At 69.6% G+C, this 26,184-nt stretch carries 31 protein-coding genes; 22 read left to right on the top strand and 9 right to left on the bottom strand.

Annotated features, from left to right (window positions below):
* Nucleotide 1 precedes the first annotated feature (1 nt).
* The 11 genes from Q5722_RS07240 to Q5722_RS07190 all read left to right on the top strand — a co-directional run bounded on the left by Q5722_RS07240 (nt 2) and on the right by Q5722_RS07190 (nt 8,999).
* Nucleotides 2-2,233, top strand: coding sequence for a TniQ family protein (locus tag Q5722_RS07240; RefSeq protein WP_305027537.1), 2,232 nt, complete (start codon nt 2-4; stop codon nt 2,231-2,233).
* A complete protein-coding gene (locus Q5722_RS07235) occupies nt 2,230-2,523 on the top strand; it encodes a hypothetical protein (protein ID WP_305027536.1) in 294 nt (97 codons plus the stop codon). The genes Q5722_RS07240 and Q5722_RS07235 overlap by 4 nt, the downstream gene beginning before the upstream one ends.
* Nucleotides 2,516-2,881, top strand: coding sequence for a hypothetical protein (locus Q5722_RS07230; protein WP_305027535.1), 366 nt, complete (start codon nt 2,516-2,518; stop codon nt 2,879-2,881). Before Q5722_RS07235 ends, Q5722_RS07230 begins: the two co-directional genes overlap by 8 nt.
* A complete protein-coding gene (locus Q5722_RS07225; RefSeq protein WP_305027534.1) occupies nt 2,878-3,441 on the top strand; it encodes a hypothetical protein in 564 nt (187 codons plus the stop codon). Before Q5722_RS07230 ends, Q5722_RS07225 begins: the two co-directional genes overlap by 4 nt.
* 131 nt (nt 3,442-3,572) lie before the next feature.
* Nucleotides 3,573-3,887: a hypothetical protein gene (locus Q5722_RS07220; protein WP_305027533.1), complete on the top strand. Its 315-nt coding sequence runs from the start codon at nt 3,573-3,575 to the stop codon at nt 3,885-3,887.
* The gene (locus Q5722_RS07215; protein ID WP_305027532.1) at nt 3,880-4,653 is read left to right on the top strand and encodes a hypothetical protein; all 774 of its coding nucleotides are present in this window, start codon (nt 3,880-3,882) and stop codon (nt 4,651-4,653) included. Before Q5722_RS07220 ends, Q5722_RS07215 begins: the two co-directional genes overlap by 8 nt.
* A gap of 16 nt (nt 4,654-4,669) precedes the next feature.
* A complete protein-coding gene (locus Q5722_RS07210; RefSeq protein ID WP_305027531.1) occupies nt 4,670-5,113 on the top strand; it encodes a hypothetical protein in 444 nt (147 codons plus the stop codon).
* An 87-nt stretch (nt 5,114-5,200) separates the two neighbouring features.
* The gene (locus Q5722_RS07205; RefSeq protein ID WP_305027530.1) at nt 5,201-5,440 is read left to right on the top strand and encodes a hypothetical protein; all 240 of its coding nucleotides are present in this window, start codon (nt 5,201-5,203) and stop codon (nt 5,438-5,440) included.
* 87 nt (nt 5,441-5,527) lie between these two features.
* Nucleotides 5,528-6,466 carry a hypothetical protein gene (locus Q5722_RS07200; RefSeq protein ID WP_305027529.1) on the top strand — a complete coding sequence of 313 codons (939 nt, stop codon included), beginning with the start codon at nt 5,528-5,530 and terminating at the stop codon, nt 6,464-6,466.
* Nucleotides 6,463-6,951 (top strand): hypothetical protein, encoded by a 489-nt coding sequence (locus tag Q5722_RS07195; protein WP_305027527.1) that lies wholly within the window; start codon nt 6,463-6,465, stop codon nt 6,949-6,951. Before Q5722_RS07200 ends, Q5722_RS07195 begins: the two co-directional genes overlap by 4 nt.
* On the top strand, nt 6,948-8,999 hold the full coding sequence (locus Q5722_RS07190) for a hypothetical protein (protein ID WP_305027526.1): 2,052 nt from the start codon (nt 6,948-6,950) through the stop codon (nt 8,997-8,999). The genes Q5722_RS07195 and Q5722_RS07190 overlap by 4 nt, the downstream gene beginning before the upstream one ends.
* Nucleotides 9,000-9,185: 186 nt before the next feature.
* Here the strand turns inward: Q5722_RS07190 and Q5722_RS07185 are convergent, their stop codons facing one another.
* Complete coding sequence (locus Q5722_RS07185) at nt 9,186-9,872, bottom strand: type 1 glutamine amidotransferase domain-containing protein (protein ID WP_305027525.1); 687 nt, start codon at nt 9,870-9,872, stop codon at nt 9,186-9,188.
* A gap of 122 nt (nt 9,873-9,994) precedes the next feature.
* On the opposite strand from Q5722_RS07185, the gene Q5722_RS07180 reads away from it, so the two are divergent.
* The gene (locus Q5722_RS07180; RefSeq protein WP_305027524.1) at nt 9,995-10,483 is read left to right on the top strand and encodes a GNAT family N-acetyltransferase; all 489 of its coding nucleotides are present in this window, start codon (nt 9,995-9,997) and stop codon (nt 10,481-10,483) included.
* Here Q5722_RS07180 and Q5722_RS07175 read toward each other — a convergent pair.
* Nucleotides 10,480-12,009 (bottom strand): adenylate/guanylate cyclase domain-containing protein, encoded by a 1,530-nt coding sequence (locus Q5722_RS07175; RefSeq protein ID WP_305027523.1) that lies wholly within the window; start codon nt 12,007-12,009, stop codon nt 10,480-10,482. The two genes, Q5722_RS07180 and Q5722_RS07175, sit on opposite strands and share 4 nt — an antisense overlap.
* 200 nt (nt 12,010-12,209) lie before the next feature.
* On the opposite strand from Q5722_RS07175, the gene Q5722_RS07170 reads away from it, so the two are divergent.
* The 5 genes from Q5722_RS07170 (at nt 12,210) to Q5722_RS07150 (ending at nt 17,197) form a co-directional block, all read left to right on the top strand.
* A complete protein-coding gene (locus Q5722_RS07170; protein WP_305027522.1) occupies nt 12,210-13,559 on the top strand; it encodes a nicotinate phosphoribosyltransferase in 1,350 nt (449 codons plus the stop codon).
* Between the two features lies 1 nt (nt 13,560).
* Complete coding sequence (locus Q5722_RS07165) at nt 13,561-14,175, top strand: isochorismatase family protein (protein ID WP_305027521.1); 615 nt, start codon at nt 13,561-13,563, stop codon at nt 14,173-14,175.
* Nucleotides 14,172-14,924 (top strand): NUDIX hydrolase, encoded by a 753-nt coding sequence (locus Q5722_RS07160; protein ID WP_305027520.1) that lies wholly within the window; start codon nt 14,172-14,174, stop codon nt 14,922-14,924. The genes Q5722_RS07165 and Q5722_RS07160 overlap by 4 nt, the downstream gene beginning before the upstream one ends.
* Nucleotides 14,925-15,033: 109 nt before the next feature.
* The gene (locus Q5722_RS07155) at nt 15,034-15,921 is read left to right on the top strand and encodes an HpcH/HpaI aldolase/citrate lyase family protein (protein WP_305027519.1); all 888 of its coding nucleotides are present in this window, start codon (nt 15,034-15,036) and stop codon (nt 15,919-15,921) included.
* Between the two features lie 43 nt (nt 15,922-15,964).
* Nucleotides 15,965-17,197 carry an MFS transporter gene (locus tag Q5722_RS07150; RefSeq protein ID WP_305027518.1) on the top strand — a complete coding sequence of 411 codons (1,233 nt, stop codon included), beginning with the start codon at nt 15,965-15,967 and terminating at the stop codon, nt 17,195-17,197.
* A gap of 69 nt (nt 17,198-17,266) precedes the next feature.
* Here Q5722_RS07150 and Q5722_RS07145 read toward each other — a convergent pair whose 3' ends face one another.
* Together Q5722_RS07145 and Q5722_RS07140 are read right to left on the bottom strand one after the other, a co-directional pair.
* Entirely contained in the window at nt 17,267-18,112 is an 846-nt protein-coding gene (locus tag Q5722_RS07145; protein WP_305027517.1) for an aldo/keto reductase, read from the bottom strand.
* A gap of 38 nt (nt 18,113-18,150) precedes the next feature.
* Nucleotides 18,151-18,966, bottom strand: a complete 816-nt coding sequence (locus Q5722_RS07140; RefSeq protein WP_305027516.1) for a TetR/AcrR family transcriptional regulator — start codon at nt 18,964-18,966, stop codon at nt 18,151-18,153.
* 107 nt (nt 18,967-19,073) lie between these two features.
* Between Q5722_RS07140 and Q5722_RS07135 the strand changes: the two genes are divergently transcribed.
* The 3 genes from Q5722_RS07135 to Q5722_RS07125 are packed head-to-tail and all read left to right on the top strand — an operon-like array spanning nt 19,074 to nt 21,653.
* Nucleotides 19,074-20,537, top strand: coding sequence for an MFS transporter (locus Q5722_RS07135; RefSeq protein WP_305027515.1), 1,464 nt, complete (start codon nt 19,074-19,076; stop codon nt 20,535-20,537).
* A 25-nt stretch (nt 20,538-20,562) separates the two neighbouring features.
* On the top strand, nt 20,563-20,886 hold the full coding sequence (locus Q5722_RS07130; protein ID WP_305027514.1) for a YbjQ family protein: 324 nt from the start codon (nt 20,563-20,565) through the stop codon (nt 20,884-20,886).
* A complete protein-coding gene (locus Q5722_RS07125; RefSeq protein ID WP_305027513.1) occupies nt 20,886-21,653 on the top strand; it encodes an SDR family oxidoreductase in 768 nt (255 codons plus the stop codon). Before Q5722_RS07130 ends, Q5722_RS07125 begins: the two co-directional genes overlap by 1 nt.
* A 15-nt stretch (nt 21,654-21,668) precedes the next feature.
* Here the strand turns inward: Q5722_RS07125 and Q5722_RS07120 are convergent, their stop codons facing one another.
* From Q5722_RS07120 to Q5722_RS07110, 3 genes are all read right to left on the bottom strand, one after another.
* Nucleotides 21,669-22,031 carry a hypothetical protein gene (locus Q5722_RS07120; protein WP_305027512.1) on the bottom strand — a complete coding sequence of 121 codons (363 nt, stop codon included), beginning with the start codon at nt 22,029-22,031 and terminating at the stop codon, nt 21,669-21,671.
* Nucleotides 22,032-22,093: 62 nt separating this feature from the next.
* Nucleotides 22,094-22,465 carry a hypothetical protein gene (locus tag Q5722_RS07115; protein ID WP_305027511.1) on the bottom strand — a complete coding sequence of 124 codons (372 nt, stop codon included), beginning with the start codon at nt 22,463-22,465 and terminating at the stop codon, nt 22,094-22,096.
* Nucleotides 22,462-22,854: a hotdog fold thioesterase gene (locus tag Q5722_RS07110; protein WP_305027510.1), complete on the bottom strand. Its 393-nt coding sequence runs from the start codon at nt 22,852-22,854 to the stop codon at nt 22,462-22,464. Before Q5722_RS07110 ends, Q5722_RS07115 begins: the two co-directional genes overlap by 4 nt.
* 139 nt (nt 22,855-22,993) lie before the next feature.
* Here Q5722_RS07110 and Q5722_RS07105 point away from each other — a divergent pair, with 139 nt between their 5' ends.
* Complete coding sequence (locus tag Q5722_RS07105; RefSeq protein WP_305027509.1) at nt 22,994-23,392, top strand: DUF4870 domain-containing protein; 399 nt, start codon at nt 22,994-22,996, stop codon at nt 23,390-23,392.
* Nucleotides 23,393-23,395: 3 nt separating this feature from the next.
* Here the strand turns inward: Q5722_RS07105 and leuE are convergent, their stop codons facing one another.
* Complete coding sequence (leuE, locus tag Q5722_RS07100; RefSeq protein ID WP_305027508.1) at nt 23,396-24,049, bottom strand: leucine efflux protein LeuE; 654 nt, start codon at nt 24,047-24,049, stop codon at nt 23,396-23,398.
* A 52-nt stretch (nt 24,050-24,101) separates the two neighbouring features.
* Between leuE and Q5722_RS07095 the strand changes: the two genes are divergently transcribed.
* Nucleotides 24,102-24,941 carry a metal-dependent hydrolase gene (locus Q5722_RS07095; RefSeq protein ID WP_305027507.1) on the top strand — a complete coding sequence of 280 codons (840 nt, stop codon included), beginning with the start codon at nt 24,102-24,104 and terminating at the stop codon, nt 24,939-24,941.
* Nucleotides 24,942-24,985: 44 nt separating this feature from the next.
* Here Q5722_RS07095 and Q5722_RS07090 read toward each other — a convergent pair whose 3' ends face one another.
* Nucleotides 24,986-26,176, bottom strand: coding sequence for a RimK family alpha-L-glutamate ligase (locus Q5722_RS07090; RefSeq protein ID WP_305027506.1), 1,191 nt, complete (start codon nt 26,174-26,176; stop codon nt 24,986-24,988).
* Nucleotides 26,177-26,184: the final 8 nt, after the last annotated feature.

Genomic DNA, 26,184 nt, shown 5'->3' with positions numbered 1-26,184 from the left:
CGTGACCACGCCCGGAGCCAGTGGCTATCTCGCATTCGTTCCCCGTCCGCTCGACGACGAACCCCTCGACGGATATCTCGAATACCTCGCCCATCAGATTCAGATCTCGGCCACGGCTCTGAGCGCCCACCTCGGGCTTCCGCGCGACACCGCTTACGGAGCGGCGAACGGGCTCGACGACGGTGACGCGGAGCGACTTGCGCGCGTAATGGGCTGGAGCCCCACCCAGGTTCACGAGATGACGCTGCGGCGGTACGACGCTGCCGGGCTCATGGCTGCGCGGGGTCTTCCGGGCGGAGGACCAGGGCCGTGGTTGCGGCAGAAGGGTGCACGATTCTGCCCGGCCTGCCTTCGCGACCGGGGCCTGAGGTGGCGGCTTTCTTGGTACGTCCAGTGGACGTTCCTCTGCACAGAGCACGGCACGTTCCTGCACACCCGCTGCCCGCGCTGCGGTCAACCACCCAGAACGCGGCGCCGAGGGCACCCGCTCCTGAGCATGACCGCGCCCGATCGCAGCGGTGGCGACGCATGCGACTGCGCGAGCGCAGTTCTGGCCGCCGCGGAGTCTGCGGTCGTCCTAGGTGAGCGGGGAGTGCTCGACGACCTCCCGGATGTGTTGATTCGAGCCCAGCGAACCATCAGCAGGCGCATCGAGCAGCCGGGCACCGTAGCGTCGCTTGGGCACCGCCGTTCGAGCATCGAGTGGACCCACGACCTCGCCGCGCTCACCCGCCTCCTGCTGGTCGGCCTTCCTGCCGACCGATTCCCCTCGGCCTACGCATCGGTTCTGTACGGTGCAGACGGAGAGGACAGTCGAACTATCCAGCGGCGGCTGGATCAGTGGCACCTGTTCCTGGGCCTGAGCGACTACACGGCGCCCGGCGCACGCTTCGCCGAGGCCGCCGCGTCACGGGTCGCCTTTGGGGTTGCTGCTGTTGTTGCAACGGAGGTACTCGGGTCCTCATCCACGGCCCGAGCAGCCGAACTTCTTCGCAACCTTATTTCGGCGGATGCCCGACGGGATGCTGCTCGCCAGAGTCGTCAGCGCGGAATCTCGTGGTCCCTCGCCCAAGCCCTGTGGATCGACGACAACTACGTCCGTCCGATGCATGTCAGAGCCATTCGCTCGGGCAGTGAACGCTTCAGGCCGGATGGCACGTCCCGCCCGCCTCTGGTTGAGAGCGGGCTTCCTGCACGACCCTGGCCGCCGCTTGTCTCGGTAGCGCCGTGGACCGGTTCCAGTCCCTTCGTTGGGCTGACCGCGATGGTCGCCCTACTGACGGCCGCAACCAGCCTGAGCCTGAAGTCGGGGTGCGAGGCACTCGGACACGGTTACCTCTCCGGACGGGTGAGCCGCGAGACGAAGCGGCTCTTTGAGGCCGTATCGGCGGCAACGGACGGCGATCCATTCGCGATGCTCCTCGCGGTGCACGATGCGCTCACGACCGGCCGCGTTCCTGTCGACTATGCCCGGCGTCGCCGAGCGTTCCGGAATCCTGTCCCGCTAGCGGACCGGACCTCCAAGCGGGTCGCCCGGGAACTTGGCATGAGGCCCACGGCCCAACTGGGTCGGTTCATGTCGTGGTGGGTTTTCGAGCAACTCAGCGGAAGCGATGTGCTGCTGAGTGAGGACCGGCTCGACATCCATGGTGCCGTGCGTTCTGCCTACGCTCGGGTGAGGAACGAGTGGGATCGCGAGCCGCCAAAGGGTTTGCTGCGCCGGGCTGAACAGGCGCTCCTGCTGAACTGCATTGACGAGCCGATTACCTGGGCCCCGATTCTGGACTCGAACGGAACATGGTCCTGCCCGGCGCCCGATCTGACGCGCCAACTCGACTGGAGCCACCGACGCGCTCGAACCTCGGCCCGACCGGTCGCCGCGCCGGGCGCCGCGCTCTCCCTCGCGGACCTCGTCGCCCTGGCGTTGTCGGAGCAGTCGAACGACTCTGACCGTCTCGCGATCTTCCTTGCCCGTTTCCACGAAGTCGCGAAGGTTGAAAGCATCTCGAAGGCGGCTAGCCGGATTGGAATTCAGCAGCCGACGCTCAGCGTCTCGATGAAGCAATTCGAGAGGGAGCGGTCCCTCACCCTTCTCGACCGTCGTCACCACTCGGTGCACCTGACTCCCGAAGGGGCGGCGCTGCACCGCCTTCTTCAGCAGCGGCCAATCACCCACGTTTCGGCCGCTGACAACCCGTCGTTCGTAGCGCGTAGCCGGGGAGGGCACGAGTGATCGACAATCAGAACCCCGACCCAGTCCAGTCCGCTTGGAAGGCGTGGGCCAGCGAGAGCCCGAACCGGTACGGCTCGCTGCTCCGCGAAGCCTTCGAGGCTGGCTTCAACGTCGCACGCCAGTGGTCGATCGACGAGGAAGCCGCAGAGATCGCCTGGGAGATGGCGCTCGAAGGTCGTCCGCTCACCGCCGCGGCGCAGGAGCGCCTACGCCAGCACGTTGCCAAGGAACGGGCGCGCACGTCACGGCTGAACCGGCTGGCTGAGCGCCTGGAGGCTCAGGATGACTGACGACTTCACCCGGGCCCAGATCGACATGCTGCGGGCCCAGATGGACCTCGCTGCTGGAGACCTCGTCTTCGTCGCGAACGGGATCCTCCGTAAGGTCCACAAGAGCGACCAGTGCGAAGGGCGCCATCTCGCTTGTTGGGTGCACTCCCCGTCGGACTGGCCGCTGAGTGTCGCGCCGGTCTACTGGGACGGTTCCGCAGGCCGTGCGTACCGCCTGTGCGAGCACGACGTGCTGCACCGCGATCTCGACGACTACAGGTGGCAGACCCGAGGCAGCACCAAGCATGCGGGGATGCCGCCGTGGTGCTGCCCGGATAACGGTGACTGCGCGTGCTGCCGCGGGGAGGAGTCGGCATGACCGACGACACCTACCTCGCCGAGATCCTCAAGAACCCGACGCAGTGCCATGAGCCCGGCTGCGCTGCCGAGAACGGACTGCTGATGCACCTCACCGACAACCCGTGGGGAGGTGCGGACTACTGCTACCCGCACGCTCGCCGGGCTCTGGCATCGACGCCACTTGTGCTGACCTGCGAATGCACCTTCTGCGTTCGTGCGCGCCACGTATTGAGCCGTCACGAGCACGAAGAGGCAGGCGCCGACGCAGTGCTCTGCCGCGAGTGCCGAGGTCGCCATGTCATCACCACCGCGTCAGGCACCCGACACCTGGTCGACCTGACGCTGCGAGTGGCGATGCGGGTGCAGGACGAGTCGAACCCCCTGGTCTCCCACGGTGACCCGGAGTACCGGTCCGCCTCGATGCGTCGCGACGGTCAGGTGCTGCCGCTGCTCGACTTGGAGCCGGTCGTCCTCGGGCAGCCTGCCTATCTCCTGCTCGGTGAGGTCGACGACTACGAGGGCTATGGCTGCACGACGCGTCTGACGACTCCGGTCGTGAGTGTGGAGGTCGTCGGATGAGCCAGTTCCACTGTCAGCACCCCGAGTACGGAGGCGGAGGGTGGGGCCACCCGCGGCCTGACGAGGAGCCGTACCCGCATGCCTGCTGCATCACATGCTGTCCTCACGCCACGCGAGAGGCGCGGGTTCGCGTGGGCCGTGAGGCCGAGGTCCGCTGGATCTTCCTGTGGCCCGGCTCCCTCGACGTCGAGAAGCACACCAGGACGATCACGCTCACCGAGGAAGACATCCCTAAGGTCGCCGCAGACCCGGAACTGGGCACGGCTGTCGTGCTGTCCGACTTCACCAACGCGCGCCTCTACATCGTGGGCGAGATCGACGGGCTGGACGTCACGTTCCACTCGGCCGAGGGTCTGGCACGCCGCATGGAGGCACTGCGCCTGGCGGACCGCGACGAGGCCATCGCGAAGGCCGAGAGGCACCTGAAGGGAGCCCGTGATGACTGATCCCCAGCCCAAGTACCTGCGCCGTGGCATGTGGGTTGTCACGACCAGCGGGTCGTCCCGAATCGTGCTCGTACGACACCGCCAGCATTCGTGGTGGTGCCGCCTGCCTGGCGCTCACCCCGACGGCTCAGTCTCTCGGTCGAACGCGGACCTGCGTCAGCAGCGGCTCTTCGGGGTCGTGGCCGGTGAGCATCCGTCGTGGGATCTCTGCATCGGCGTTGTCGTCGGTGCGCCGATGACGATCCACACCGGGATGAGCGAGTGGTGGGACACCAGCCCAGTCACCAAGGTGCGCCGGGCCGGACCGTGGTTCCGCTGGCGCCTGCGCCAGGTGCTGCGGGAGGTCGCGAACGCACGCGGCCGGTTGTCCGCCGACGAGATCGCCGCGCTGGCACGGCGAGTGCCAGGCGCCCCGCCTCAGCGTGAGCCTCTCGGCCCGCGCCTGACGGTTGAAGCGCTTCGCCCGCTCATTGAACAGCAGCGCGCAGCGATCGAGGACGCCACTCGTAAATGGGGCTGGACGCTCCGCGGGTGGACCGTCGGCCGGTTCCCTGGAGACAAGTATCCCGACCGATTGACCATCGTCTATGGGGAGCCGTTGGGCGGCGGAGCGATGTTGTCGCGGCAGTTGCCGGAACAATCGCTCTCACGTTTCCTGGGAGTGGACGTCGAGATCTTCTTGCCGGGCATGTGGGAACGCGACGCGGAACGGCCGTTCGTGCAGGAGCGTCCGTTGCAGCCGTGGGCGGCGGCGCAGGATGACTAGTGACGCTTGGGAGGCCGTGCGCCTCGCGATCACGTCCGCCGGTGGCTACGCCACACCTGCCATTGCGCGTGCGAAGGAACGCGCTGTTCCGCCGGAAGAGGTCATGCGCCGCGTTCTCGACTCGCTTGCGTTGGCGATCGTGCGGGGCCCCGGCGCGGAAGATCCGCCGTTCGAGGAGTACGCCGCGATCGAACCGGGCTCCCTCGACCTTCGGGTGTTCGACCAGGAAAAGGTCTGGGTCGACGCACTGCGCGACGTGCACCAGATCGACGACCGCGCCGACCTCACCGACGCCTACCTGACGAACCTTGTGGCGTTCCTTGAATGGGAGGCGGGCCACTTCGCTAGCGGGTACTGGATGGCTTTCGGCGGTGACATAGAGATCGACCCGCGTGTGTGGCTTGAGGGAACCGTCTTGATGCGCCGGCTTCGGGAGGAGGTGATGCGCCGCTGCCTTTGAACGGCCGCCCTTCCTGCTACCGGGCAAAGCACCCAGGCGTCGGCCCGTTGCGGCAACAGACTTTGAAACTTTGGAACGGAGAGGTGGATGACCAGCACTCGCACCAAGCAGGCAGCCCGGCGGATCATGGCGCATTACGACGTGAAGTACACGGAGGCGCTGCGGCTCTGTCAGTTCGCATGGATCTTGCATGACGAACTCGACCTCCCTCCCGACGTCGGCGTCGCGCTCTTGATGCACGAGGGGATCCGGAGCCCGAAGCAACTCGCGGCCTACCTGATCGCTAACGGCGTTGACTGGGCGCCCCATGACGGTTCGCCGATGTGACGCGGCAGCCGTTGAGGCTGGACTACCAATTGGTGACTGGAGCAATCTCCGGCGAGCGCGCCAGACGCCCAGTAATCTGCGAGGACCATGACCGCCGTCGACCCGCTTTCGGAGATCCCCGCTACGCCTTCAGGCGACGACTTCGAAGACTTCTTCTGGGGTCTCCTTGCGCGGCGCTATCCGCCAGAAGCCATTGTCTACATCCCGGCGGACATGGGCGGCGACAAGGGGATTGAGGGCTACACAACAGACGGCATCGCGTACCAGTGCTACGCCGACAAGGATTCGCTGAGCCTGCGTGCACGTACCGACAAGCAGAAGAAGAAGTTGTACGACGACACGGAGAAAATTCGGAAGTATGCGAGCGACCTTCCGAAACTCCTCGATGGGATGGTCGTTCGGCACTACTTCCTCGTCGTCCCGCAGTTCCATGCCGCGGAACTGGTCGAGTACGCGAACAAGCGCGCCGACGTGGTTCGAGCGTGGGATCTTCCCTTCATCTCTGAAGACTTCGCCGTTCGAATCAAGACCTTGCAGGACTACCCCGCGGAGTACCACGCGGCGCTCCACGACGGCTCAAGCAAGGCCCTGCTGCCTGAACCGCACGTTGACGACGAGGCGGTCGAGGGCTTCGCAGACGACGAACCAGAACTCGCTGCAACGCTCGTGGCGAAACTGAGGAAACTCAAGGCGCACCATGCGGCCGCCGATGTCGAGGCAATGAGTCATCAGTTGACGAAGGCCTACCTTGCCAAAGAAGAACTGATGGAGGCGCTTCAGGCCTGGCCTCAGACTCGTGAGGCAGTTGAGCGGCAGCGTCGGCTCCGGCAAGAGGTCCTTGAGTTCGAGAACGGTCTTGCAATCGAGGCACCGCACAGCCGAGTGGCCAATGTTGCAAAGGAGTACGCGGCCGACTTGCGAGACACCGTGGCTGGATTGGCTGCGGCAGACGCACAGCGCCTCTCGTTCGGACAGATCGGTGACTGGCTCATGCGCTGCCCGCTTGAGTTTCAGGACGCGCCGTGACTGCAAGCGACCTGGGCGCAGACGTTCTTGGTTGGCTCGATGCGCCGTTGAATTTTGTGGCTCGCCCCGACCCCGTCGCGCCAAATGATCGTCCCGAACGTCGGATCGCGTTGTGCTTGATGGTGGTCGACAAGAGTTGGGGTGGAAGGGCTACGTGGAAGGCGGTTCACGTCCTCAGTTGGGCCCTGAAGTCGCATTCCAGGCTTGAGATGGTTGCGAGGCTTCGTGATGGGACTGGACCTGCCGATCGGCCAGTGGTGCGCTTTGACCCCGCTCTCGACCGGGCCTTGGACCTCGCGGTTGGGCTTGGATTTCTCGCCCGCTCGGATGCGGGTGTGTTCAGCCTGACCCCGGTGGGTCAGGACGCGCTCAGCGAGGTTCGCGCGGCTGGATTATTCGTCGACGAGGAAGAGGCCCTGACGTCGGTGAAGGGAAAGATCTCAAACTCAAGCGTCGAGCGTCTTCTCGAATGGCGGACGAAATGAACCTCAACGTACGGCACCTCCGGCTCCGGGCTCATACGGGGCAAGGGGTCTACGGCGCAGACATCCCGTTCAAGCCGGGTCTCATGGTGGTTCGCGCGGAGAACTCGCGAGGTAAGTCGACCGCGGTCCAAAGCATTCTGTTCGCTTTGGGTCTGGAGCGGATGATCACCACTCGGCCAACGAGTGCTGTGACCTCCGCTATGCGCGACCGCTTGATTTACGACGCCGATTCGAAGGCGGAGACAGAGGTTCTGTCGTCCCGTGTGATCGTGGAGATCGAGGGTGCATCAGGCAATGCGGCTTGCGTGACTCGGTGGGTGGCCGATGACACGCTCAGCCCGAACCTCGTGCGGGTCCACGAGGGTCCCCTTTCGGAGTTGACGTCCGATACGCCCTTCGTGGACTACTACGTCGGGCGTTCGGGTGGCGCATCAAGCGAGCGTGGCTTCCACGTGTGGTTGGCCGAATTCATCGGCTGGGACATGCCCGAACTTCCCGCTCGCGAGGGACGGACGTCCCAACTTTATATGGAGCAGGTGTTCCCGCTGCTGTTCGTTGAGCAGCGGCGCGGATGGGGTGGCATCCAGGCTCAGATGCCCGTCTTCAGCGGTGTGACAGAAGTCCGAAAGCGGGCGGTCGAATTCCTGCTCTCGCTGGACGTGGGCCGCCAGGACCTGACACGCCAGCGGCTTCGTGCGGAGGAGGCCGAACTTGTCGCCTCCTGGCAGGTTGCGACCCAGGCATTTGCGCGGTCGCTGGACGGTACTGGGATGCGTCTCGACGGTGTCCCCTCACGGCTGCCAAGTGCTTGGCCTACGGAAGACCGTCAGGCGACTGTGTCTGAGGCGAGCGGTGGTGAGGAGTGGGTGCCGCTCGACGCTGCACTGGCCGCATGCGTGGCTGAACTAGCAGCGCTTGAGAATGCGAACGTGGAGCAAGTGGCCGACGACTCGGCGGCGGAGAACGAGCGGGCTGCACAGATCTCGGGGCGCATCATCGAGGCCCTGGACGAGTCGAGGCGCATCCGGGCCATCGACCTTGCCCTTCGAGAGGACATCCTGCGCGACGAGGCAGAAGTTCGGACAGTCGAGCATCGTCTGGCCGCGCTGCGCGAGGACCTCAGGCAGCACCAGGACGTCGTCACTCTTCAGAAGTTGGGATCGACGATCTCAGAGCAAATGTCCTCTGATTGCCCGGTGTGCCACCAGCACTTGCCCTCGACCCTCCTGCCCGGCGACGTGCCAACGATGACTCCGTCCGACAGCGTCGACTACATCAAGAAGCAGATCCTGCTCTTTGAATCGATGCTGGGCGACTCGTCCTCGGCTGTCGAGGCAAAGCGTGAGCGGTGGATTTCAGTCCGCAGTCGCAGTGATGATCTGGCGCTGACCGTTCAGGCGCTTCGCGACGATTTGCTCGGTCGTTCGGGTGGCCCTAGCGCGGCCACGGTTGCCCGTGTGGTTCAGTTGCGAGACCGCGAGAAGCGCCTCCGAGCGACCGCGGAAAGGCTTGCAGAGTTTCAGATCCGCCTGGAGACTCTTGCGGCACGTGCGGTGGAGGTGCGCGCTGCGCTTCGGGCCGTACCCTCGGATGATCTGTCCGATGAGGATCGCAAGAAACTTCGGGCTCTCCAGCGGTCATTCGTGGACCAGTTGAAGGCGTACGACTTCGGCTCGTTCTCCAACGAGATGATCGTCGTCAGCGAGGACGACTACCTGCCCAGGCGTGACAACTTCGATCTTCAGGCCGACATCTCGGCTTCCGACTCGGTCCGCGTGATCTGGGCCTATCTGCTGGGCTTGCTCGAAGTCGGCGAGCAGTTCAGTACGAACCACCCGGGATTCCTTGTCTTCGACGAGCCGAAGCAACAGAGCGCGAAGGACTTTTCGTTCGCCGCACTCTTGCGGCGGGCGGCGGGCGGCACCGCAGGCAGGCAAGTCGTGTTTGCGACGTCCGAGCCTCTCGAAACGCTTAGGCCGATGCTCGAAGGCCTCTCGCACACACTGCACGTGGTCGACGGGTACCTCTTGCAGCGCGTTTCGGAGTAATCGCGAACCGTGCCCTTGAGGAGGTTGGACGTTGGCCGACGAGTAGCGCGTCCCAACCGAGCCGGAAGTCGGTTTCAGTTTCGTCGGATGGTGTGTTTCAGATTGCTCCTGAGTGAGCGCGCATCGGTTTCAGATTCGGCTGGCGTCGGCAGGCCCGGGCGAGCCTGGCGGCGGCACGAGGAAGCGTCAGCCCAGCAGCTTCACGACCGCCTTCGCGGTCTTCTTCGCCGACGGCGGGTTCTGCCCGGTGACCAGGTTGCCGTCGACGACGGCATAGGGGACGAAGGGGAGCTTCGCCTTCTCGTAGAGCCCGCCGCGCTGCTTGGCGACCTTCTCGGCGTTGTACGGCACCAGCTTGTGCACCTTCGCGAGCTCCTCCTCACGCCAGGCGAAGCCGGTCATGTGCTTGCCGGCGATCAGGAAGCTGCCGTCGGAGAGCGTGGTGTTGAGCAGGCCGCAGTAGCCGTGGCACACGGACGAGACGACCGCGCCACGCTCGTACAGCTCGCGTGTGATCTTCTGCAGGCCCCGGTTGTCGAGGAAGTCGTACATGACCGCGTGGCCGCCGGTGAAGTAGATCGCGTCGTAGTCGGCGGAGGCGATCTCGTCGGGGCTCTTGGTGTTCTCCAGCAGTGCCATCTTGACGGGGTCGGCGAGCCACGCCTTTGCGGTCTTGTCGACGTTGGGGAACTTGAGCGCCCGCGGCTCGAGCGGGACCTTGCCTCCGGCGGGGCTGACCAGGGTCTGCTCGTAGCCGGCCTCCTCGAAGACGTGCCAGGCGTGGGTGAGCTCGGAGAGCCACAGACCCGTGGGATGGACGTCGTCGTCGTAATGGCCGACGTTGGTGACGACGAGGAGGACTCGCTTGGCCATGGCTCACTCTTTCGGCCGGTGTCAACAGTGCCTACGTCGACGGTACGGCCCGGCAGGGTGACGGTCGGGGGATCCACGTCGACGTGCGTGTACCCCAGCCAGCGGCGCGCAAGAATCGCTCCGTGACGAGTGTGTCGGTGGAGCAGGTCGATCCCTACGCGACCGTGTGGCTGCGGCAGCGGGTGCTCCGCCCGCACCAGAGCTACGACGAGGTCCTGGCCGAGACCGACGTGCCCGGGCTGTTCGCGATCGGCGCGCTCGTCGAGCGGTCGCTCGTCTCGTGCGTCGCGGCGCACCCCGACGCGTTCTTGCCGGGCCCGGAGCTCGGCCTCGGGGAGGTCGCCGAGACCGCCTGGCGGCTGCGCGGGATGGCGACCGACGCGGCGCACCGCGGCCAGGGCCACGGCGCTGCCGTGCTGGCGCGGATGCTCGACGAGCTGCGGCTGCGCAGCGTGGCGCTGGTCTGGTGCAACGCCCGCACGCCGGCAGAGGGGCTCTATCGCCGCGCCGGGTTCGTGACGACCGGCGAGCCGTGGGTCGACCCCGAGATCGGCCCGCACGTCCGCATGTGGCGACGCCTGGACGACGGCACCGCGCCCGCGGCGGTCTAGGCCGACGCCGCGGCGTCCGCGGCAGGCACGGCGTACAGCTCGAGCTCGTCGCTCTTGCCCTTCAGGGCGAGCGGGCCTCGTTCGACGAGGTGGTGGTCGCGCCGCAGGTGGGTGCGCGTCGCCTCCGTGAGGAGTACGTCGTCGCCGGTCTGCCGCGTGGCCGCCTCGACGCGGGCGGCGACGTTGACGGTGTCGCCGATGACGCTGAAGTTGAGGCGCCCGGCGCCGCCGATCGGGCCGGCGACGATCGCGCCGGTGTTGAGGCCGCACGCGACCTTCAGTCCGGACGGCCCGTGGTTGACGGTCCGGACGATCTCGCGGGCGGCCTCCACCGCACAGTCCGCATGGTCGGCCAGGGGCCGGGGCGTGCCGAACACCGCCAGCAGCCCGTCGCCGAGGAACTTGTCGACGTGGCCACCGTGCCTGTCGACGATGGGCACGATCGCCGTGAAGATGGCGTTGAGCGCGGTGATCACCTCGGGCGCGCCGAGGCGCTCCGCCCACGGGGTGAAGCCGCGGACGTCGCAGAACAGGATGGTCGCGGTCGTCTCGAACCCCTCGGGAGGCAGCTGCCCCGACAGGATGAGGTCCGCGACCGCCTGGTCGGCGTACGTGCCGAAGGCGCTCCGGATGCGTTCCCGTTCGGCCAGCCCGGCGGCCATCTGGTTGAAGTCATCGGCCAGCTCGCCGAACTCGTCGCTGCTGACCACCGGCGCCCGTGCGGAGAAGTCGCCGTCGCGCACCAGGGCCAGCTGTCGCTGCAGCCGTCGCATCGGCCCGGTGACCGCATCCGACAGGAAGAGGGTCAGCTCCGACGACAAGGCGACGCCGACGACCAGCGCGGTCAGCGTCGTGGCGGCGAGCGCCCGCGCGCCGTCTGCCCTGCCGAGGACGCCGACGGTCAGGGTCGCGGCTGCCGTCGTGTAGGCCGGTACCGAGATGCGCAGCCGCTTGGCGAGCGAGGTGCCGGGCTGGAACACCGTGACGTCGGGGGCACGCGCCGCGATCTCCTCGGCCATGGGCCGCGACAGCAGCTCCGACGTCGAGTAGGAGAGGGCGGTCGCGTAGTACGCCGGCACGATGACCGCGACCAGCGTGGCCGCCGTTCCCTGCCAGCCGATGTGCCAGGACCACCCGGCGATCGCCAGCAGGGGGACCACGGTGAGGAGGACGGTCCGGCCCGCCATGCGGCGGTAGGTGTCGGCCGTGCCGTTGACGACGAGCTCCCAGACCTCGCGGGTCTCCGCGGGAGAGGGGTCGGGCGCGCTCCGCCACTCCCGGAACCTCTCGAGCCGGGGCCGGAGCTTCGAGGTCGCGAAGGTGACCGCGAAGACGGTGAGCACCACGCCGCCGAGCATGGTCACGGCCACGGCGGTGAGCGGCGGGTCGAAGAACGACGCGATCAGGGCGACGGCGACGCAGGTGACGAGGGCCGATGCCGCGCTCTGTGCCGCGGACATGACCAGCCAGTACCCGGACCCGCTGCCGCATCGGTCGTAGAGGTACCGGATCGCCCTGTCGCGCATGCGCTGAGTGTGATGGGTGCGTGGGCGGGTTCGTCAATGGCGCTTCCGGTTGCCCCGGCCGACGGAGCGCCCCGGCCGACGGAGGGCCCTCGGCGTCGGGCGGACGTGTGCGCACACCCCGGAAAGGGCCGCCGACAGGGGTTGCGGAATGACCACGGCGGGTTATGCTCACTTTGTTCATAATTACGAGGAGGTCCCGCATGGAGACCGTGAACCCACCGACCGGCGGCCCCGGCCTGCTCACGGACCGCTACGAGCTGACGATGCTCGCCTCGTTCATCGCGGATGGCTCCGCCGGCCGGAAGGCCGTGTTCGAGGCATTCGCCCGGCGCCTCCCGGAGGGGCGCCGCTACGGCATCGCCGCGGGCCTCGGCCGGCTCGTCGAGCTGGTCGAGGGCTTCCGCTTCGACGCCAGCGAGATCGCGTGGCTGCGGCGCGAGGGCGTCGTCGACGCGGCCACGGCCGACTACCTGGCGACCTTCCGCTTCCGCGGGACGATCGAGGCGATCCCCGAGGGTGACCTCTACTTCCCGGGCACGCCGGTCCTCACCGTGAGCGGCACGTTGGGGGAGTGCATCGTGCTGGAGACGCTGGTGCTCAGCGTTCTCAACCACGACAGCGCGATCGCGTCCACCGCGGCTCGCATGGTCACGGCCGCCGGCGGCAGGCCCGAGGACGGGGGCCGTGCCGTCATCGAGATGGGCTCGCGCCGCACGCACGAGGAGGCGGCGGTGGCGACCGCCCGGGCGGCGTACCTCGCTGGGTTCGCCTCGACCAGCAACCTCGCGGCGGGCTACCGCCACGGCATCCCGACGGTCGGCACGGCCGCCCACGCGTTCACGCTCGCGCACGACAGCGAGCTCGCGGCGTTCGCCAACCAGGTCGAGGCGCACGGCACCGGCACGACGCTGCTGGTCGACACCTACGACATCCCGACCGGCATCCGCAACGCCGTCACGGCCGCCGCGGCCCACGGCGCGACGGGCCCGGGTGCGATCCGGATCGACTCCGGTGACCTCGCCGAGGAGGCCGCGAAGGCCCGGGCGCTCCTTGACGACCTCGGCGCGACCAGCACACGGATCACGGTCACCAGCGACCTCGACGAGTACGTCATCACCGCACTGCAGGACGCCCCCATCGACGGCTACGGCGCCGGCACGCGCGTGGCGACCGGCTCCGGTCACCCGACCGCGGGCATGGTCTACAAGCTGGTCGCCATCGAGCAGGAGGACGGCACCATGCGACCCGTCGCCAAGAAGGCACGCGACAAGGCGTCCGTCGGCGGCCGCAAGCGGGTCTACCGGTCGACCCGCGACGGCATCCTCGCCGCGGAGGTCCACGTGGTCGCGGGCCCGCCTCCGGACGGCTTCGCGCCGGCGCAGGTGACCGTCGTCGACCACGGCACCGTGGTCCACCGCCCCGCGCTCGTCGAGACGCGACAGGCCTGCGCCTCGGCGCTCGCGTCGCTGCCCGCCGAAGCCCGCAGCGTCACCGACGGGGTCGCCTGGCTGACCCCCGTCGTCCTCACGCCCGCCACCCAGGGAGCCTGACATGACCGCCTCCACCGCACGCCGCGCCCTCGTCGTCGTCGACGTCCAGAACGACTTCTGCGAAGGGGGATCGCTCCCCGTCGAGGGCGGGCTGGCCACGGCCGCGGCGATCGCCGACCTCCTCGCGACCGGGGCCGATGGCTACGACCTCGTCGTGGCCTCGCGCGACTGGCACGACTCCGATGGCCTCAACGGCGGCCACTTCCCGCCCGCGGGGGAGCAGCCCGACTACGCCGCCACCTGGCCGGTCCACTGTGTCGCCGGGACGACCGGAGCGCAGTTCGCTGTGCCCGTCGCCGACGCCCTCGCCGAGCACGCCGACCTCGTCGTCAGCAAGGGCATGGGTGAGCCGGCGTACTCGGCGTTCGAGGGGGTGGCGCCGGACGGGTCGACGCTCGAGGCGGTCCTGCGCGAGCGGGGCGTGACGGAGATCGACGTCTGCGGCATCGCGACCGACCACTGCGTGCGCGCGACCGCGCTCGACGGTCGCGACCTCGGCTTCGACGTACGCCTGCTGCCGGGGCTGCACGCCGGCGTCGCTCCCGCGACAACGGCGGCGGCGCTGGCCGAGATGGCGGAGCGCGGCGTCCGTGTCGACGAGGGAAGCCCGCGATGAGCGACCAGCACCCCGACGCCTACGACGCATCGACGTACCCCTCCGTCTTCGTCACCGTCGACCTGGCCGTCTTCACCATCCGCAACGGCGCCCTCTCGGTGCTCCTCATCGAGCGCGGCGACGAGCCGTACGCCGGCCGGTGGGCGCTGCCCGGCGGCTTCATCAACCCGGACGAGGACGCCGAGCAGGCGGCGTGGCGCGAGCTGGCCGAGGAGACCGGGGTCGAGCAGTGGGCCGGCCACCTCGAGCAGCTGAAGACGTACTCGGCACCCGACCGGGACCCGCGCCACCGCATCGTGTCGGTCGCTCACGTCGCCTTCGCTCCGAACCTGCCCGCGCCGGTCGCCGGTGACGACGCGCGCAACGCGCGCTGGTGGGCGGTCGACGACGTCGTCGGCGGCGAGGACGCGCCCGAGCTCGCCTTCGACCACGCCGAGATCCTCGACGACGCGATCGAGCGGGTGAGGTCGAAGCTGGAGTACACGACGCTCGCGACCGAGTTCGTCGAGGAGCCCTTCACGCTCGCCGAGCTGCACCGCGTCTATGCCGCGGTGTGGGGCCGTCCCCCGTCGCTGGGTGCCTTCCGGCGCAAGGTGATCAGCACCAAGGGCTTCGTCGAGGCGACCAGCACCAAGGGCGGAACCCAGGCCGTCGGCCGGCCCGCGACGCTCTACCGGCGCGGCGGCGCAGCCATCCTCCAGCCGGCGATGCTGCGCCAGCACGCGACGGAGCCGGGCGCGGGGGACTGAGCGGCCGTGGCCGTCCTCGGCCCCGGTTCGGGCGGCGTCCCGGCGGCGATCGGCGACCGATATGAACGCAACTTCCGGGTAACCTCGGCCGAGGTCTAACGTGAGGAACATGTCATCTTCCGTCGATGCGCCCGACCTGGCCACCCGCCGTTCCACCCGTGAGGGCCACCGTGTAGACCCGGCGCACGCGCGGAGCTGGCAGCTCGTCAACGCGCTGCACGTCGACCGGTTCGACGCGGCGCAGCTCGGTCATGCCGACGCGGTCATCCTCGACATCGAGGACGCCGTCGACGACTCGCAGAAGGACGCCGCTCGCGGGCACGTCCTCGACTGGTTCGGCGCCGGCGGCAGCGCGTGGGTCCGGATCAACGACGTGACCACGCCGTTCTGGGAGGACGACGTGGCGGCGCTCGCCGGCCACGTCGGCCTGAAGGGCGTCATCCTGGCGAAGGCCGAGGCGCCCGAGCAGGTCGTGGCGACGTTCGACCGGCTCGGCGCGAAGGCGCCGGTCGTCCCGCTCGTCGAGTCCGCGGTCGGCATCGAGGCCGCGGTGGCCGTGGCCCAGGCGCGCGGCGCCTTCCGGCTCGCGTTCGGTGGCGGCGACTACCGCAAGGACACCGGTGCGGAGAACACCCCGCTCGCGATGGCGTACCCCCGCTCCCGCCTCGTCGTCGCCTCGCGCATCGGCGGCCTGACCGGGCCGGTCGACCAGCCGACCATCTCCACCCAGCACGCCGTCGTGCGCGAGCACTGCGCCGACGCGGTCTCGCTCGGCATGACCGGCAAGCTCTGCCTCGACCGCGAGCAGCCGGCCCTCATCAACGAGGAGATGAGCCCGTCTGCGGCCGACGTCGCCTGGGCCTTCGACTTCCTCGCCGCGTTCGAGGCCGAGGGGGGCGTCATCAAGGACGGCTCGTACAAGCCGCGCATCGCGCGCGCCACGATCATCAAGGAGCGCGCCGCGATCTACCGGATCGCACCGCCGACCGCCGAGTGAGTCCCGGCCGGGCCGGAGCCCGGCGGGTGGCTACGGTGGCGCCATGAATGCCACCACCGCGACCGGGCGCGCCTGGACACCGTGGCGCACGGTCTTCGCCTTCGGACTGGTCAGCCTGGCGGCCGACATGGTCTACGAGGGCATGCGCGCCATGGCCGGTCCGCTGCTGGGCGACCTGGGTGCCTCGGCGCTGACGGTCGGCCTGGTGACGGGAGCCGGTGAGGGCATCGCCCTCATTCTGCGCCTGCTCACCGGCGCCTGGGCCGACCAGGCGCAGAACCACTGGCGGCTCACGGTCCTCGGCTACGCGATGACCGCGGTCTGCGTGCCGCTGCTCGCCGTGACGCCGTTCCTCGGCGCCGCGGGCCTGGTCACCGCGGCCGTCCTGATCCTCCTCGAGCGCACCGGCAAGGCGGTCCGCTCCCCGGCGAAGAGCGCGCTGCTGGCACGCATGGCGACGCAGACAGGGCGCGGCAAGGGGTTCGGCGTCCACAAGGCGATGGACCAGGTCGGTGCCTTCTCCGGCCCCCTGCTGCTCTCCGGGATGGCGGCGCTCACCGGTGTCCTCTGGCCCGGCTTCGCGGTGCTGGCGGTCCCCGGCGCGCTCTCGCTGGTCCTCCTCGCGCAGTTGCGCCGGCACGCGCCGATCGTCGAGGAGGAGGACGACGGCGCGTCGCCCCGCCGCGGCGTACTGGCGGGACTGCGCACCGCCGTGGGCACCGAGCTCCCGGGTGCCTTCCATGTCTTCTCGCTGGCCACGGCCTTCATGACCGCGGGCCTGATGACCTTCGGCGTCATCTCCTTCCGCCTGGTCGACCACGGCATCGTGACCGCCGCGGTCGTGCCCCTCGTCTACGCAGGCGCGATGGCTGTCGAGGCCGTCGCCGCCCTCGTCACCGGTCAGCTCTTCGACCGCTGGGGCGGTGGCGTCCTGCTGCTGGTGCCGGTGCTGGTCGCCGGCGTGCCGCTGCTCGTCTTCGCGGACACCGCGTGGGTGGTGCTCGTGGGCGTTGCGGTCTGGGGCGTGGCCACCGCGATCCAGGACTCCACGGTCAAGGCGTACGTCGCCGACCTCGTGCCCACCTCGCGGCGCGCGACGGCGTACGGCGTCTTCGCGGCCGTCCAGGGCCTGGGTGCCCTCGGCGGCGGTGCACTCGCGGGCGCTCTCGTGCAGCACCACCTGCCGGTGCTGGCTGCGATCGTGGCCGGGCTGCAGGTCGTGGCGGCAGTGCTGGTCGGCTGGACACTCCTCCGCGCGCGCCGAACCGAGCAGTAAGCACCGTTCAAGGTCCCCAACGGGTGCTTACTGCTCGGTTCGCGGGCGCGGGCGGGGGCTCGAGCTGGCTCAGGGGATCCAGTCGAAGACGTCGGGGTCCGGGCCCTGGCGACCGGCGGGTCCGCGGTCGAGGGCGGCCAGCTCGGCCACCTCGGCCGTGGTGAGCGCGAAGTCGAAGATCGCGGCGTTCTCGGCGAGTCGGTCGCGGCTCATCGACTTGGGGAAGACGATGTCGCCCCGGTCGACCTGCCAGCGCAGCAGCACCTGGGCCGGCGTCTTGCCGTGCGCCTGCGCGATGCGTACGACGACCTCGTCGGTGAGCTCACCACCGCCCTGACCGAGCGGAGACCACGCCTCGACGAGGGCTCCGTGGCGGCGGGTGGCCTCGCGTGCGGCCTCGTTGGCGAAGTAGGGGTGCACCTCGATCTGGTTGACCGCGGGCACGACTCCGGTCGCCTCGACGATGCGGTCGATGTGCTGCGGCTGGAAGTTCGAGACGCCGATGGAGCGGGTCAGGCCCTCGGACCGCAGCTCGGCGAGCGCTTCCCAGGTGGAGACGAAGTCGCCGTCGTAGCGGGTCGGCAGCGGCCAGTGGATGAGGAACAGGTCGACCTGGTCGAGGCCGAGCAGTTCGAGGGAGCGGGCCAGCGACTCCTTGGCGCGGGCCGGCTCGTGGAAGCCGTTGTTGAGCTTGGTGGTCACGTAGACCTCGTCGCGAGCCAGGCCGGACGCAGCAAGCGCGGCGCCGACGCCGGCCTCGTTGCCGTACATCTGCGCGGTGTCGATGTGGCGGTAGCCGAGCTCGAGGGCGTCGGTGACGACACGCTGCGTCTCGTCGGCGGGGACCTGCCACACGCCGAGGCCGAACTGGGGGATCGAGGTCTGGTCGTTGAGCTGGAGCGAAGGAATGTCCATGGTTCCTGCAACCAGTCGCTCGCGGGAGTATTCCTGCCTCAGTGGCGCTGGTCGACCGCCTGCCGCACGAGCCCGCCGAGCAGCAGGTCGAGGCCGGCGATGAACTGCTCGTCGTCGTCGTGCTCGCGGAACTCCTCGGCGATCGAGTGCAGCCACCGGAACTCGACCGGATCCAGGTCCAGCCATCCGTCGGTCACCTCGGCCAGCTGCTCCTCCTTGGAGCGCGAGGTGTCGGCGCGGAGGTCCTGCGCGGCCATCTCGGCCGCGACCCCCGACACGTAGCCGCTGATCGCCGTGCTGCCGTGGAACTGCTGCCGCGGGGTCAGGCCCATCTCCGCGAGCGGGCGGCCCAGACGCTCCCAGTAGCGCAGCAGGTGAGGGGACGGCGGACCCTGGGCGTGCAGCAGGAGGGCCAGCCACGGGTGCTCGTGCGTCTGCTCGAAGAGCGCCAGCGCCGTACGCCGGAGGGTACGGGCGGCGGCGACCACCACGGGGTCGTCCGTCCCGAGCGGGGGGCCACCCGGCGCGATGCCGGGAGGCGAGTCCGCCTCGCCCGGCCCTTCGCCGGCCGGTGCGTCGGCGCGCACGATCGCCTCGGCGAGCAGCGCGTCGCAGGCGAGGGCCAGCAGCTCGTCCTTGCTGCCGACGTACCAGTAGACGCTGCCGAGACCTCCTCCGAGGTCGGCCGCGAGGCCGCGGAGTGTGAGCCCCCTGATGCCGTCGCGGTCGAGGATGCCGATCGCCGCCGCCACGATCTGCTCGAGCGAGTGGCTGGCCCGGCCGCGCGTGCGCGCCGCGCCGCGTCCGGCCGGCGTCCGGCGGCGGTCGGCGGGGCTGCTCTCACGCGGGCTCACGGCTGCACCCTACCGCGGGGAAGTTGACATTCTCGAACACTGTTCTATTCTCGAACCATGTTCGATCGAACACCGTTCGACAATCCTTGACCTGAAAGGAGCCGGCCATGACTGCCACCACCACCGCAGCCGCCGCCCCTCCGGCGCGGACCTACCCGTCACTGCGCGCCGCCTGGATCCCGCTCGCCGCCCTCTGCCTCGCCTTCTTCGTGGAGATGGTCGACAACACCCTCCTCACGATCGCCCTGCCGACCATCGCCCGCGACCTCGGCAGCGGCACGACCGGCATGCAGTGGGTGACCGGCGCTTACTCACTCACCTTCGGCGGCCTGCTGCTCACCGCCGGCGCGACCGCCGACCGGCTCGGCCGGCGCCGCGTCCTGCTGGTCGGTCTCGCCGTCTTCGGCACCGTCAGCCTCGCCGTCGTGCTCGTGCAGTCGGCCGCTGAGCTGATCGCCCTCCGCGCCGCCCTCGGCGTCGCCGCCGCCGGGATGGCGCCCATCACCAACTCCCTGGTCTTCCGGCTCTTCGACGACGCGGCGCTGCGCATGCGGGCGATGACCGTGATGATCGTCGTCGGCATGAGCGGCTTCGTCCTCGGCCCGCTGCTGGGCGGCACCGCCCTGGCCCACGTCGGCTGGGAATGGCTGCTGCTGGTCAACGCCCCGGTGGCGCTCGTCGCGTGGGTCGGCGTACGCCTGGGGGTGCCGGCCGACCGCCAGGAGGACCTGACCCGCGACGGCCTGGACCTTCCCGGCGCCGTGCTCTCCATCGCGACGATCGGGCTCGCCTGCTACACGCTCACCAGCGGCGTCGACCACGGCTGGACCGCCCTGACCACCCTCGGCGCCGGCGTCGGCGCCGTCCTCGCGGCACTCGGCTTCGTCGCGCACGAGCGGCGTACGCCGGAACCGATGCTCGACCTCGGGCTCTTCCGCAACGGAACGGTCCGCGGTGCCACGATCGCCCAGGTCGGCAGCTCGATCGCGATGGCCGGCGTGATGTTCGGCCTGATCCTGCACTTCCAGTTCGCGTTCGGCTGGAGTCCCGTGCGCGCGGGCCTGGCCAACCTGCCGCTGATCCTCACGATGCTGCTCGCCGCCCCGATCTCCGAGGGCCTCGGCAAGCGCCTCGGCCACCGGCGTGCCACCCTCGTCGGCGCGCTCCTCCTCGCCGGGTCCCTCGCGGGACTGGCCTGGGGCCTCGACCACGGGTACGCCGTCATCGCCGCCTGCATCGTCGTGATGACCGTCGGCCTCCGCACCGTCATGACGATCTGCGCGGTCGCGCTCGTCGACGCGATGCCGGCGAACCGCACCTCCCTGGGCGCGGCGCTCAACGACACCGCCCAGGAGGTCGGCACCAGCATCGGCACCGCCGTCGTCGGCACGCTGATCGCCGCCCTCGTCACGGTCACGCTCCCGGCGGGAGTGTGGAGCGATGCCCTCGTCGCCTCGTTCTTCCACGGCGAACGGGTCACCTACGCCGTCCTCGCCGTGGTCGTCGGCCTCGTCGTCGGCCTCGGTGCGCGGGCGCTCACCGACTCGCGGTCGGTGGAGGAGCAGCGCTGAGGATCGTCGGCCTAGGCTCGCGGACATGATCATCGTGACCACCAACGACGTCCCCGGCGCGCGCATCGAGCAGACCTTCGGCGAGGTCTTCGGCCTCACGGTCCGCTCGCGCAACATCGGCTCCAACATCGGCGCCGGCTTCAAGTCGCTCGCGGGCGGCGAGCTGAAGGGCATCACGAGCCTGCTCCACGACTGCCGCAAGGAGGCGCTGGCCCGCCTCGCCGCGGAGGCCGAGGCGATCGGCGCCAACGCCGTCGTGGCCTTCCGCTTCGAGACGACCGAGTACGCCGGCAGCGGCGTCGAGGTCTGTGCCTACGGCACCGCGGTCCGGATCGGCGGACCGGCCTGATGCGGGTCGCAGTCGCCGGTGGCACCGGCCTGGTCGGCACGAAGGTCGTGGACCGGCTGCGGGCGCAGGGGCACGAAACGGTCGTGCTCAGCCGCAGCGAGGGGATCGACCTGACCACCGGCGACGGCCTGGCGGCCGCCCTCGACGGGGTGACCTCGATCGTCGACGCCACCTCGCTGGAGTCCACCAAGCCTGCGGACACCGTCGCGTTCTTCAGCGCAGTCGCCGGTCACCTGCAGCGCGAGGGTGCCGCCGCCGGCGTACGCCGGATCGTGACGCTGTCGATCGTCGGCATCGACGGTCTGGGCGGTGGTCCCTTCGGCCACTACGACGGCAAGCGGGCGCAGGAGGCGACGACGGAGGCCGGCGAGGTGCCGACCGCGATCCTGCGGGCGACGCAGTTCCACGGCTTCGCAGGCCAGCTGATCGACTGGATGGCGAAGGGCCCCCTCCTGCCGTGCCCGACGCAGCCGGTCCAGACGGTCGACGTCGACGCGGTCGCCGACGAGCTCGTCGCCCTGGCGCTGGAGGCTCCGGTCGATCAGCACGTCCACAAGGACGTCGCCGGCCCGGAGAAGCGGCTTCTCGCGGACCTGGTGCGCGCGACCGCGAAGGCCCGCGGACGTCGCCTGTGGGTGCTGCCGGTCTGGCTGCCGGGAGCCACCGCGCGGCGTGTGCGTCAGGGCGTCCTGCAGGCGTCGCCCGGCGCGAAGGTCATCGGCGGCACGTTCGAGGAGTGGTTGGCCCGCGAGCACCCGACCGGCTGAGGTCGACATCCGCGGTCAGGAGGCGTCCTCGCGGAAGAGCACCGGCGGGAGGTCGAGCGCGGGGGAGTACTGCTCCAGCTCGACCGCCTCGATGATCGAACGGACCGACGAGCGCCGACCCGGCGGGCACGAGATGCACAGCGTCGTCATGCCGGCGCGCTCCTCGAGGGAGTTGGGGTAGCCGGCGGCGGTCAGCTCGCCTCCGATGATCACCGGGTCGACGCCCGGTGGCACGATCCACGTCACCGTCGGGGTCAGGGGGTCGTGGAGCGTCTCGTCCAGAGTGCGCTCCTTGCGCAGCATCGCTGCCATCGCCATCCCGATCATGGCGAGGAGCGCCGCGCCGATCAGCAGCAGAGCCAGAGGAGCCCAGACCATCGTCACCACCTCCAGGGGTCACTCCGGAGGTACCCCGTGCGGGACGGGTCACGCGCCCCGGGTCAGTCGAGTCCCTCGAGCGTGTCCGGTACGACGAAGTCGTCGGTGCCCAGGAGCGCGTCCGGGTCGCGCCGGACCGGCATCGCCTCGACGACGAGCTTCGTCAGCCGCGCCGCCGCCTTGCTGCCGGCTGCCGCGGCGTACTCGTCCTTGGAGAACTCGGGGGTCGCGCCGACGGTGGGCCGCTCCGGCAGGGCGAGCAGAGCCGGGATGACGGCCTCGCCGACCGCCGCCTTGCGCTGGTACTTCTCGAACTTCGGCAGCAGGTCCCAGGCGGCCTGCCTGGACTTGCGCCACGGCGGCAGCGACGCCAGGAAGAGGCCCTCGGCGACCCGGTCGATGCCGACGGTCATCTCGCGCTCGGTGAACTTCACTGGGCGACCCGCTCGCGTCGGTTGCCGCGGCCCGTGGCCCGGGCGACGACCTCGTCACCGCGGTAGACCTTGACCACGAAGATGTCCTCCTTGGGCAGCCGGACGTCGACCTTGGCCTCGGCGCGGAGCTGGTCACCCTCGCGCACCGGGCGCAGGTAGTCGATCGCGACGTGGCTGATGACGCCCGAGTGGGTCTCGTTGTTGGCCGCCGCGGCCAGTGCGATGCCGGAGACGGAGAAGAGGAACGCGCCGTGGGTGGTGCCGTGCGGGTTGAGGTGGTCGGCGGTCACGGTCACGAAGGACTCCGCGTGGCCGCCGCCGTGCTGCACGATCGAGACACCGAGGTGCTTCGCGTAGTTGTCGACCGGGGCGCTGCTCTGGGACGTCATGCCTCCAAGTGTGGGGTACGGGGGTGGCCCGTCCGCGCGCCGTCTCGGGGAGATCTCAGGGTCGATCTCAGGGCCGGCACCGGAACACAGGATGCCTGGTCGTCCGTTTGACTGGGTGTCACCTACCGAGGAGCACCCCATGACGCAGAACCCGTACGCCCCGCAGCCCGGCGCCGGCGCCCAGCTCTCCCCGCAGGAGGAGCGGAACTGGTCGATCGGCGTCCACGTGGTCACCGGAGCCGCGATGGTGCTGAGCGCGGGAACGCTCGGCTTCGTCGCTGCGCTGGTGGTCTACCTGATGTACAAGGACCGCGGGCCCTTCATCCGTCACCACGCGGCCAACGCGGTCAACATCCAGCTGACCGCGCTGCTCTGGGGCGCCGCGGTCCTCGTGCTGGGGATCGTCACGCTCGGCCTGGGCTGGTTCCTCTTCGCCGTCATCCCGTTCGTGGCAGGTGCGCTGCACCTGCTCGGTGCCCTGGCTGCCTCCCGCGGCGAGTGGACCACCCCGCCGCTGACCTTGCGGTTCGTGCGCTGACCCTCAGGCGTGGGCGAGGGCGAGCTTCGTGGCGAACCCGAGGAAGACCACGCCCACCGCGGACGTGCCTGCCGCCGAGAGCCCGCTGCGGCGGCGGAAGGCGTCGGCCAGGCGCGCACCGAAGAAGATCAGGGCGCTGAGGTAGAGCACCGACGCGATCTGGCAGAGCACGCCGAGGAAGAGGAAGGTCAGCGCCGGCCAGGCGTAGTCGGGGTCCACGAACTGCACGAAGAAGGCGACGAAGAAGAGGATCGCCTTCGGGTTGAAGAGGCTGATCACCAGCGCCCGGTGGTAGGGCCGCTCGCCCGGCGCCTCGATCGGTACGCCGGTGGCGATCGCCGCCGCCAGGCGACGTGAGCGCCACGTGGCCCAGGCTCCCCGGAGCATCGCCACCGCCAGCCAGGCCAGGTAGCCGGCGCCGATGTACTTCACCACGGCGAAGAGCAGCGGGTTGGTACGCAGCACGCCGGCGACACCGGCGGCGGTGAGCACCATCAGCACCGTGTCGCCGGTCCACACCCCCGCTGCCGCCGTGTAGCCCGCCCGCGTGCCGCGCCGGGCGGCGACGGAGACGACGTACATCGAGTTCGGGCCGGGCAGCAGGATGATCAGGACCAGTCCGATGACGTAGGTGGTCAGGTCCGTCACGCCGAGCATGGCCCGATGATGCCACCTCGACCGGCTCGCGGGAGCGGCGTACGTTCGGACCATGTCCGGTGACGTGCACGCGCGGAGGATCCGCTTCTCCTACCCCCAGGGTTCGCTCGACCGGCACTACGTGCAGGGCGACCTGGTGATGAGCCACGCGGTCAGCGTGCTGTCCGCGATCTTCCCCTCAGGTGAGGACTACTTCATCCGATCGGTGCGGAGCTTCAGCGACCAGGTGACCGACCCGGTGCTCCGCGAGCAGGTGAAGGGCTTCGTCGGCCAGGAGGTGACCCACGGCCGGGAGCACCGCGAGCTCAACCGGCGCCTCGACGAGATGGGCTTCCCGACCCACGCGATCGCCCGCAGCTCGAAGGGCTGGCTGCAGCGCTACGAGCGCTGGTTCCCGCCGATCCTGAGGCTCGCGCACACCGCGGCGCTCGAGCACTACACGGCGGTGATCGCCGAGACCCTGCTGACCAAGCCCGAGGCGCAGGCGCTGCTCGGCGACAACGAGGTCCGCAACATCCTGCTCTGGCACGCGCTGGAGGAGTCCGAGCACCGCGCCGTGGCGTTCGACGTCTTCCGTGCGGTGGGCGGCACGGAGCGGCGGCGGCGCCAGGGCTTCCGGATGGCGACGTTCGGCCTGCTCGTGGTCACGGTCGCCGGCACGACGCTGTCGATGCTCCTGACCGACCGGGCCGCGTGGAACCCGGTCCGGCTGGCGCGGTCGCTGCTGCGCCTGCGGCACAACCCGTTCCTGCAACGCGATGTCGTGACGCGGCTCCTCGACTACCGCCGCGAGGGCTTCCACCCCGACGACCACCCCAACGACGAGCTGGTCGCCCGCTGGCGCGAGGAGCTGTTCGGCGCGGACGGCTCCCTCGCCGACCACCTGCACTGACCGCGCCGACCACCTGAGCTGAGCGCCGCGGGTCGGGCCGCGCCTCAGCTCTCGCTGATGGGGTGCTTCGGCAGCTTCTTGACCTTCGCCTTGCGGGTCTTCCGGTCGGGGATCATGCCGCGCATCTCCTCGAGCTTGCCGAAGCAGAGCAGCCGGTCGTCCGCCTCGAGCACGTTGCGCGCCGCGGGGTTGGGGATGACGTTGGTGCCCCGGTGGAGGGTGAGCACCGTGATGTCGCGCTCGCGCAGGCCCGACTCGGCCAGGGTCTTGCCGATGAACGCACCATCGCCGTGGACGACGATCTCGGCGACGCCGTACCCGGTCGAGACCGAGAGCCGCTCACGCACGTCGATGTGCGGGAAGGCGACCTGGTTGTCGATGTAGTCGATGATCGCGCCGGCCACGTCGAGCTTGGTCGCGGCCTCGATGCCCTCCAGGCCGGGTGAGGAGTTGACCTCCATGACCAGCGGGCCGTCCGCGCCCTCGAGCATGTCGACACCGGCCACCTTGAGGCCCATGATCTGCGCCGCGCGGACCGCGACACGCTCGAACTCGGGGTCGAGGTCCACCTTCTCGACGGAGCCGCCGCGGTGCACGTTGGAGCGGAACTCGTCGCCCTTGGCCGTACGCCGCATGGCGGCGACCACCCGGTCGCCGACGACGAGGGCGCGGATGTCGCGGCCCTTCGACTCCTTCACGAAGCGCTGGATGAGGACGTTCTGGCGCGTGCTCTGCAGCGTCTCGATGATCGCCTCGGCGACCTTGATCTCGGGCGCGAGGATCACGCCGATGCCCTGGGTGCCCTCGAGGAGCTTGATGACGACTGGCGCGCCGCCGACCCGCTCGATCGCGGGGATCACGTCGGCGCGGTCACGGACGAAGGTCGTGGCCGGCATCCCGATGTTGTGGCGCGACAGGATCTGGGTCGCGCGGAGCTTGTCACGCGAGTTGGAGATGCCGGCGGCCGTGTTCGGCGTGTAGACGTCCATCTGCTCGAACTGCCGGACCACGGCGGTGCCGTAGTAGGTGATCGAGTTGCCGATGCGGGGGAGCACCGCGTCGTAGTCGGACAGCGGCTTGCCGCGGAACTGCAGGTCGGGCTCGTCGCCGGCCAGGTCGATGCCGAAACGGAGCGTGTTGAGGACCTTCACCTCGTGCCCCCTGCTCAGCGCAGCGGAGCGGAGCCGCTGCGTCGAGTAGGAACGCGGGGCGCGGGAGAGAATCGCGAGCTTCACCGGGTGCC

This window comes from Nocardioides jiangxiensis (assembly GCF_030580915.1).
In the GTDB taxonomy this organism is placed as follows: Bacteria; Actinomycetota; Actinomycetes; order Propionibacteriales; family Nocardioidaceae; genus Nocardioides; species Nocardioides jiangxiensis.
Note: the sequence above shows the minus strand (reverse complement) of the source record. Positions and strands in the feature narration are given on the sequence as shown.

Coding starts and splice junctions, on each gene's coding strand:
- Q5722_RS07230 (WP_305027535.1), top strand. CDS start 2,516: ATGACTGACGACTTCACCCGGGCCCAGATCGACATGCTGCGGGCCCAG.
- Q5722_RS07225 (WP_305027534.1), top strand. CDS start 2,878: ATGACCGACGACACCTACCTCGCCGAGATCCTCAAGAACCCGACGCAG.
- Q5722_RS07215 (WP_305027532.1), top strand. CDS start 3,880: ATGACTGATCCCCAGCCCAAGTACCTGCGCCGTGGCATGTGGGTTGTC.
- Q5722_RS07205 (WP_305027530.1), top strand. CDS start 5,201: ATGACCAGCACTCGCACCAAGCAGGCAGCCCGGCGGATCATGGCGCAT.
- Q5722_RS07200 (WP_305027529.1), top strand. CDS start 5,528: ATGACCGCCGTCGACCCGCTTTCGGAGATCCCCGCTACGCCTTCAGGC.
- Q5722_RS07190 (WP_305027526.1), top strand. CDS start 6,948: ATGAACCTCAACGTACGGCACCTCCGGCTCCGGGCTCATACGGGGCAA.
- Q5722_RS07185 (WP_305027525.1), bottom strand. CDS start 9,872: ATGGCCAAGCGAGTCCTCCTCGTCGTCACCAACGTCGGCCATTACGAC.
- Q5722_RS07175 (WP_305027523.1), bottom strand. CDS start 12,009: ATGCGCGACAGGGCGATCCGGTACCTCTACGACCGATGCGGCAGCGGG.
- Q5722_RS07170 (WP_305027522.1), top strand. CDS start 12,210: ATGGAGACCGTGAACCCACCGACCGGCGGCCCCGGCCTGCTCACGGAC.
- Q5722_RS07165 (WP_305027521.1), top strand. CDS start 13,561: ATGACCGCCTCCACCGCACGCCGCGCCCTCGTCGTCGTCGACGTCCAG.
- Q5722_RS07160 (WP_305027520.1), top strand. CDS start 14,172: ATGAGCGACCAGCACCCCGACGCCTACGACGCATCGACGTACCCCTCC.
- Q5722_RS07155 (WP_305027519.1), top strand. CDS start 15,034: ATGTCATCTTCCGTCGATGCGCCCGACCTGGCCACCCGCCGTTCCACC.
- Q5722_RS07150 (WP_305027518.1), top strand. CDS start 15,965: ATGAATGCCACCACCGCGACCGGGCGCGCCTGGACACCGTGGCGCACG.
- Q5722_RS07145 (WP_305027517.1), bottom strand. CDS start 18,112: ATGGACATTCCTTCGCTCCAGCTCAACGACCAGACCTCGATCCCCCAG.
- Q5722_RS07135 (WP_305027515.1), top strand. CDS start 19,074: ATGACTGCCACCACCACCGCAGCCGCCGCCCCTCCGGCGCGGACCTAC.
- Q5722_RS07130 (WP_305027514.1), top strand. CDS start 20,563: ATGATCATCGTGACCACCAACGACGTCCCCGGCGCGCGCATCGAGCAG.
- Q5722_RS07125 (WP_305027513.1), top strand. CDS start 20,886: ATGCGGGTCGCAGTCGCCGGTGGCACCGGCCTGGTCGGCACGAAGGTC.
- Q5722_RS07120 (WP_305027512.1), bottom strand. CDS start 22,031: ATGGTCTGGGCTCCTCTGGCTCTGCTGCTGATCGGCGCGGCGCTCCTC.
- Q5722_RS07110 (WP_305027510.1), bottom strand. CDS start 22,854: ATGACGTCCCAGAGCAGCGCCCCGGTCGACAACTACGCGAAGCACCTC.
- Q5722_RS07105 (WP_305027509.1), top strand. CDS start 22,994: ATGACGCAGAACCCGTACGCCCCGCAGCCCGGCGCCGGCGCCCAGCTC.
- leuE (WP_305027508.1), bottom strand. CDS start 24,049: ATGCTCGGCGTGACGGACCTGACCACCTACGTCATCGGACTGGTCCTG.
- Q5722_RS07095 (WP_305027507.1), top strand. CDS start 24,102: ATGTCCGGTGACGTGCACGCGCGGAGGATCCGCTTCTCCTACCCCCAG.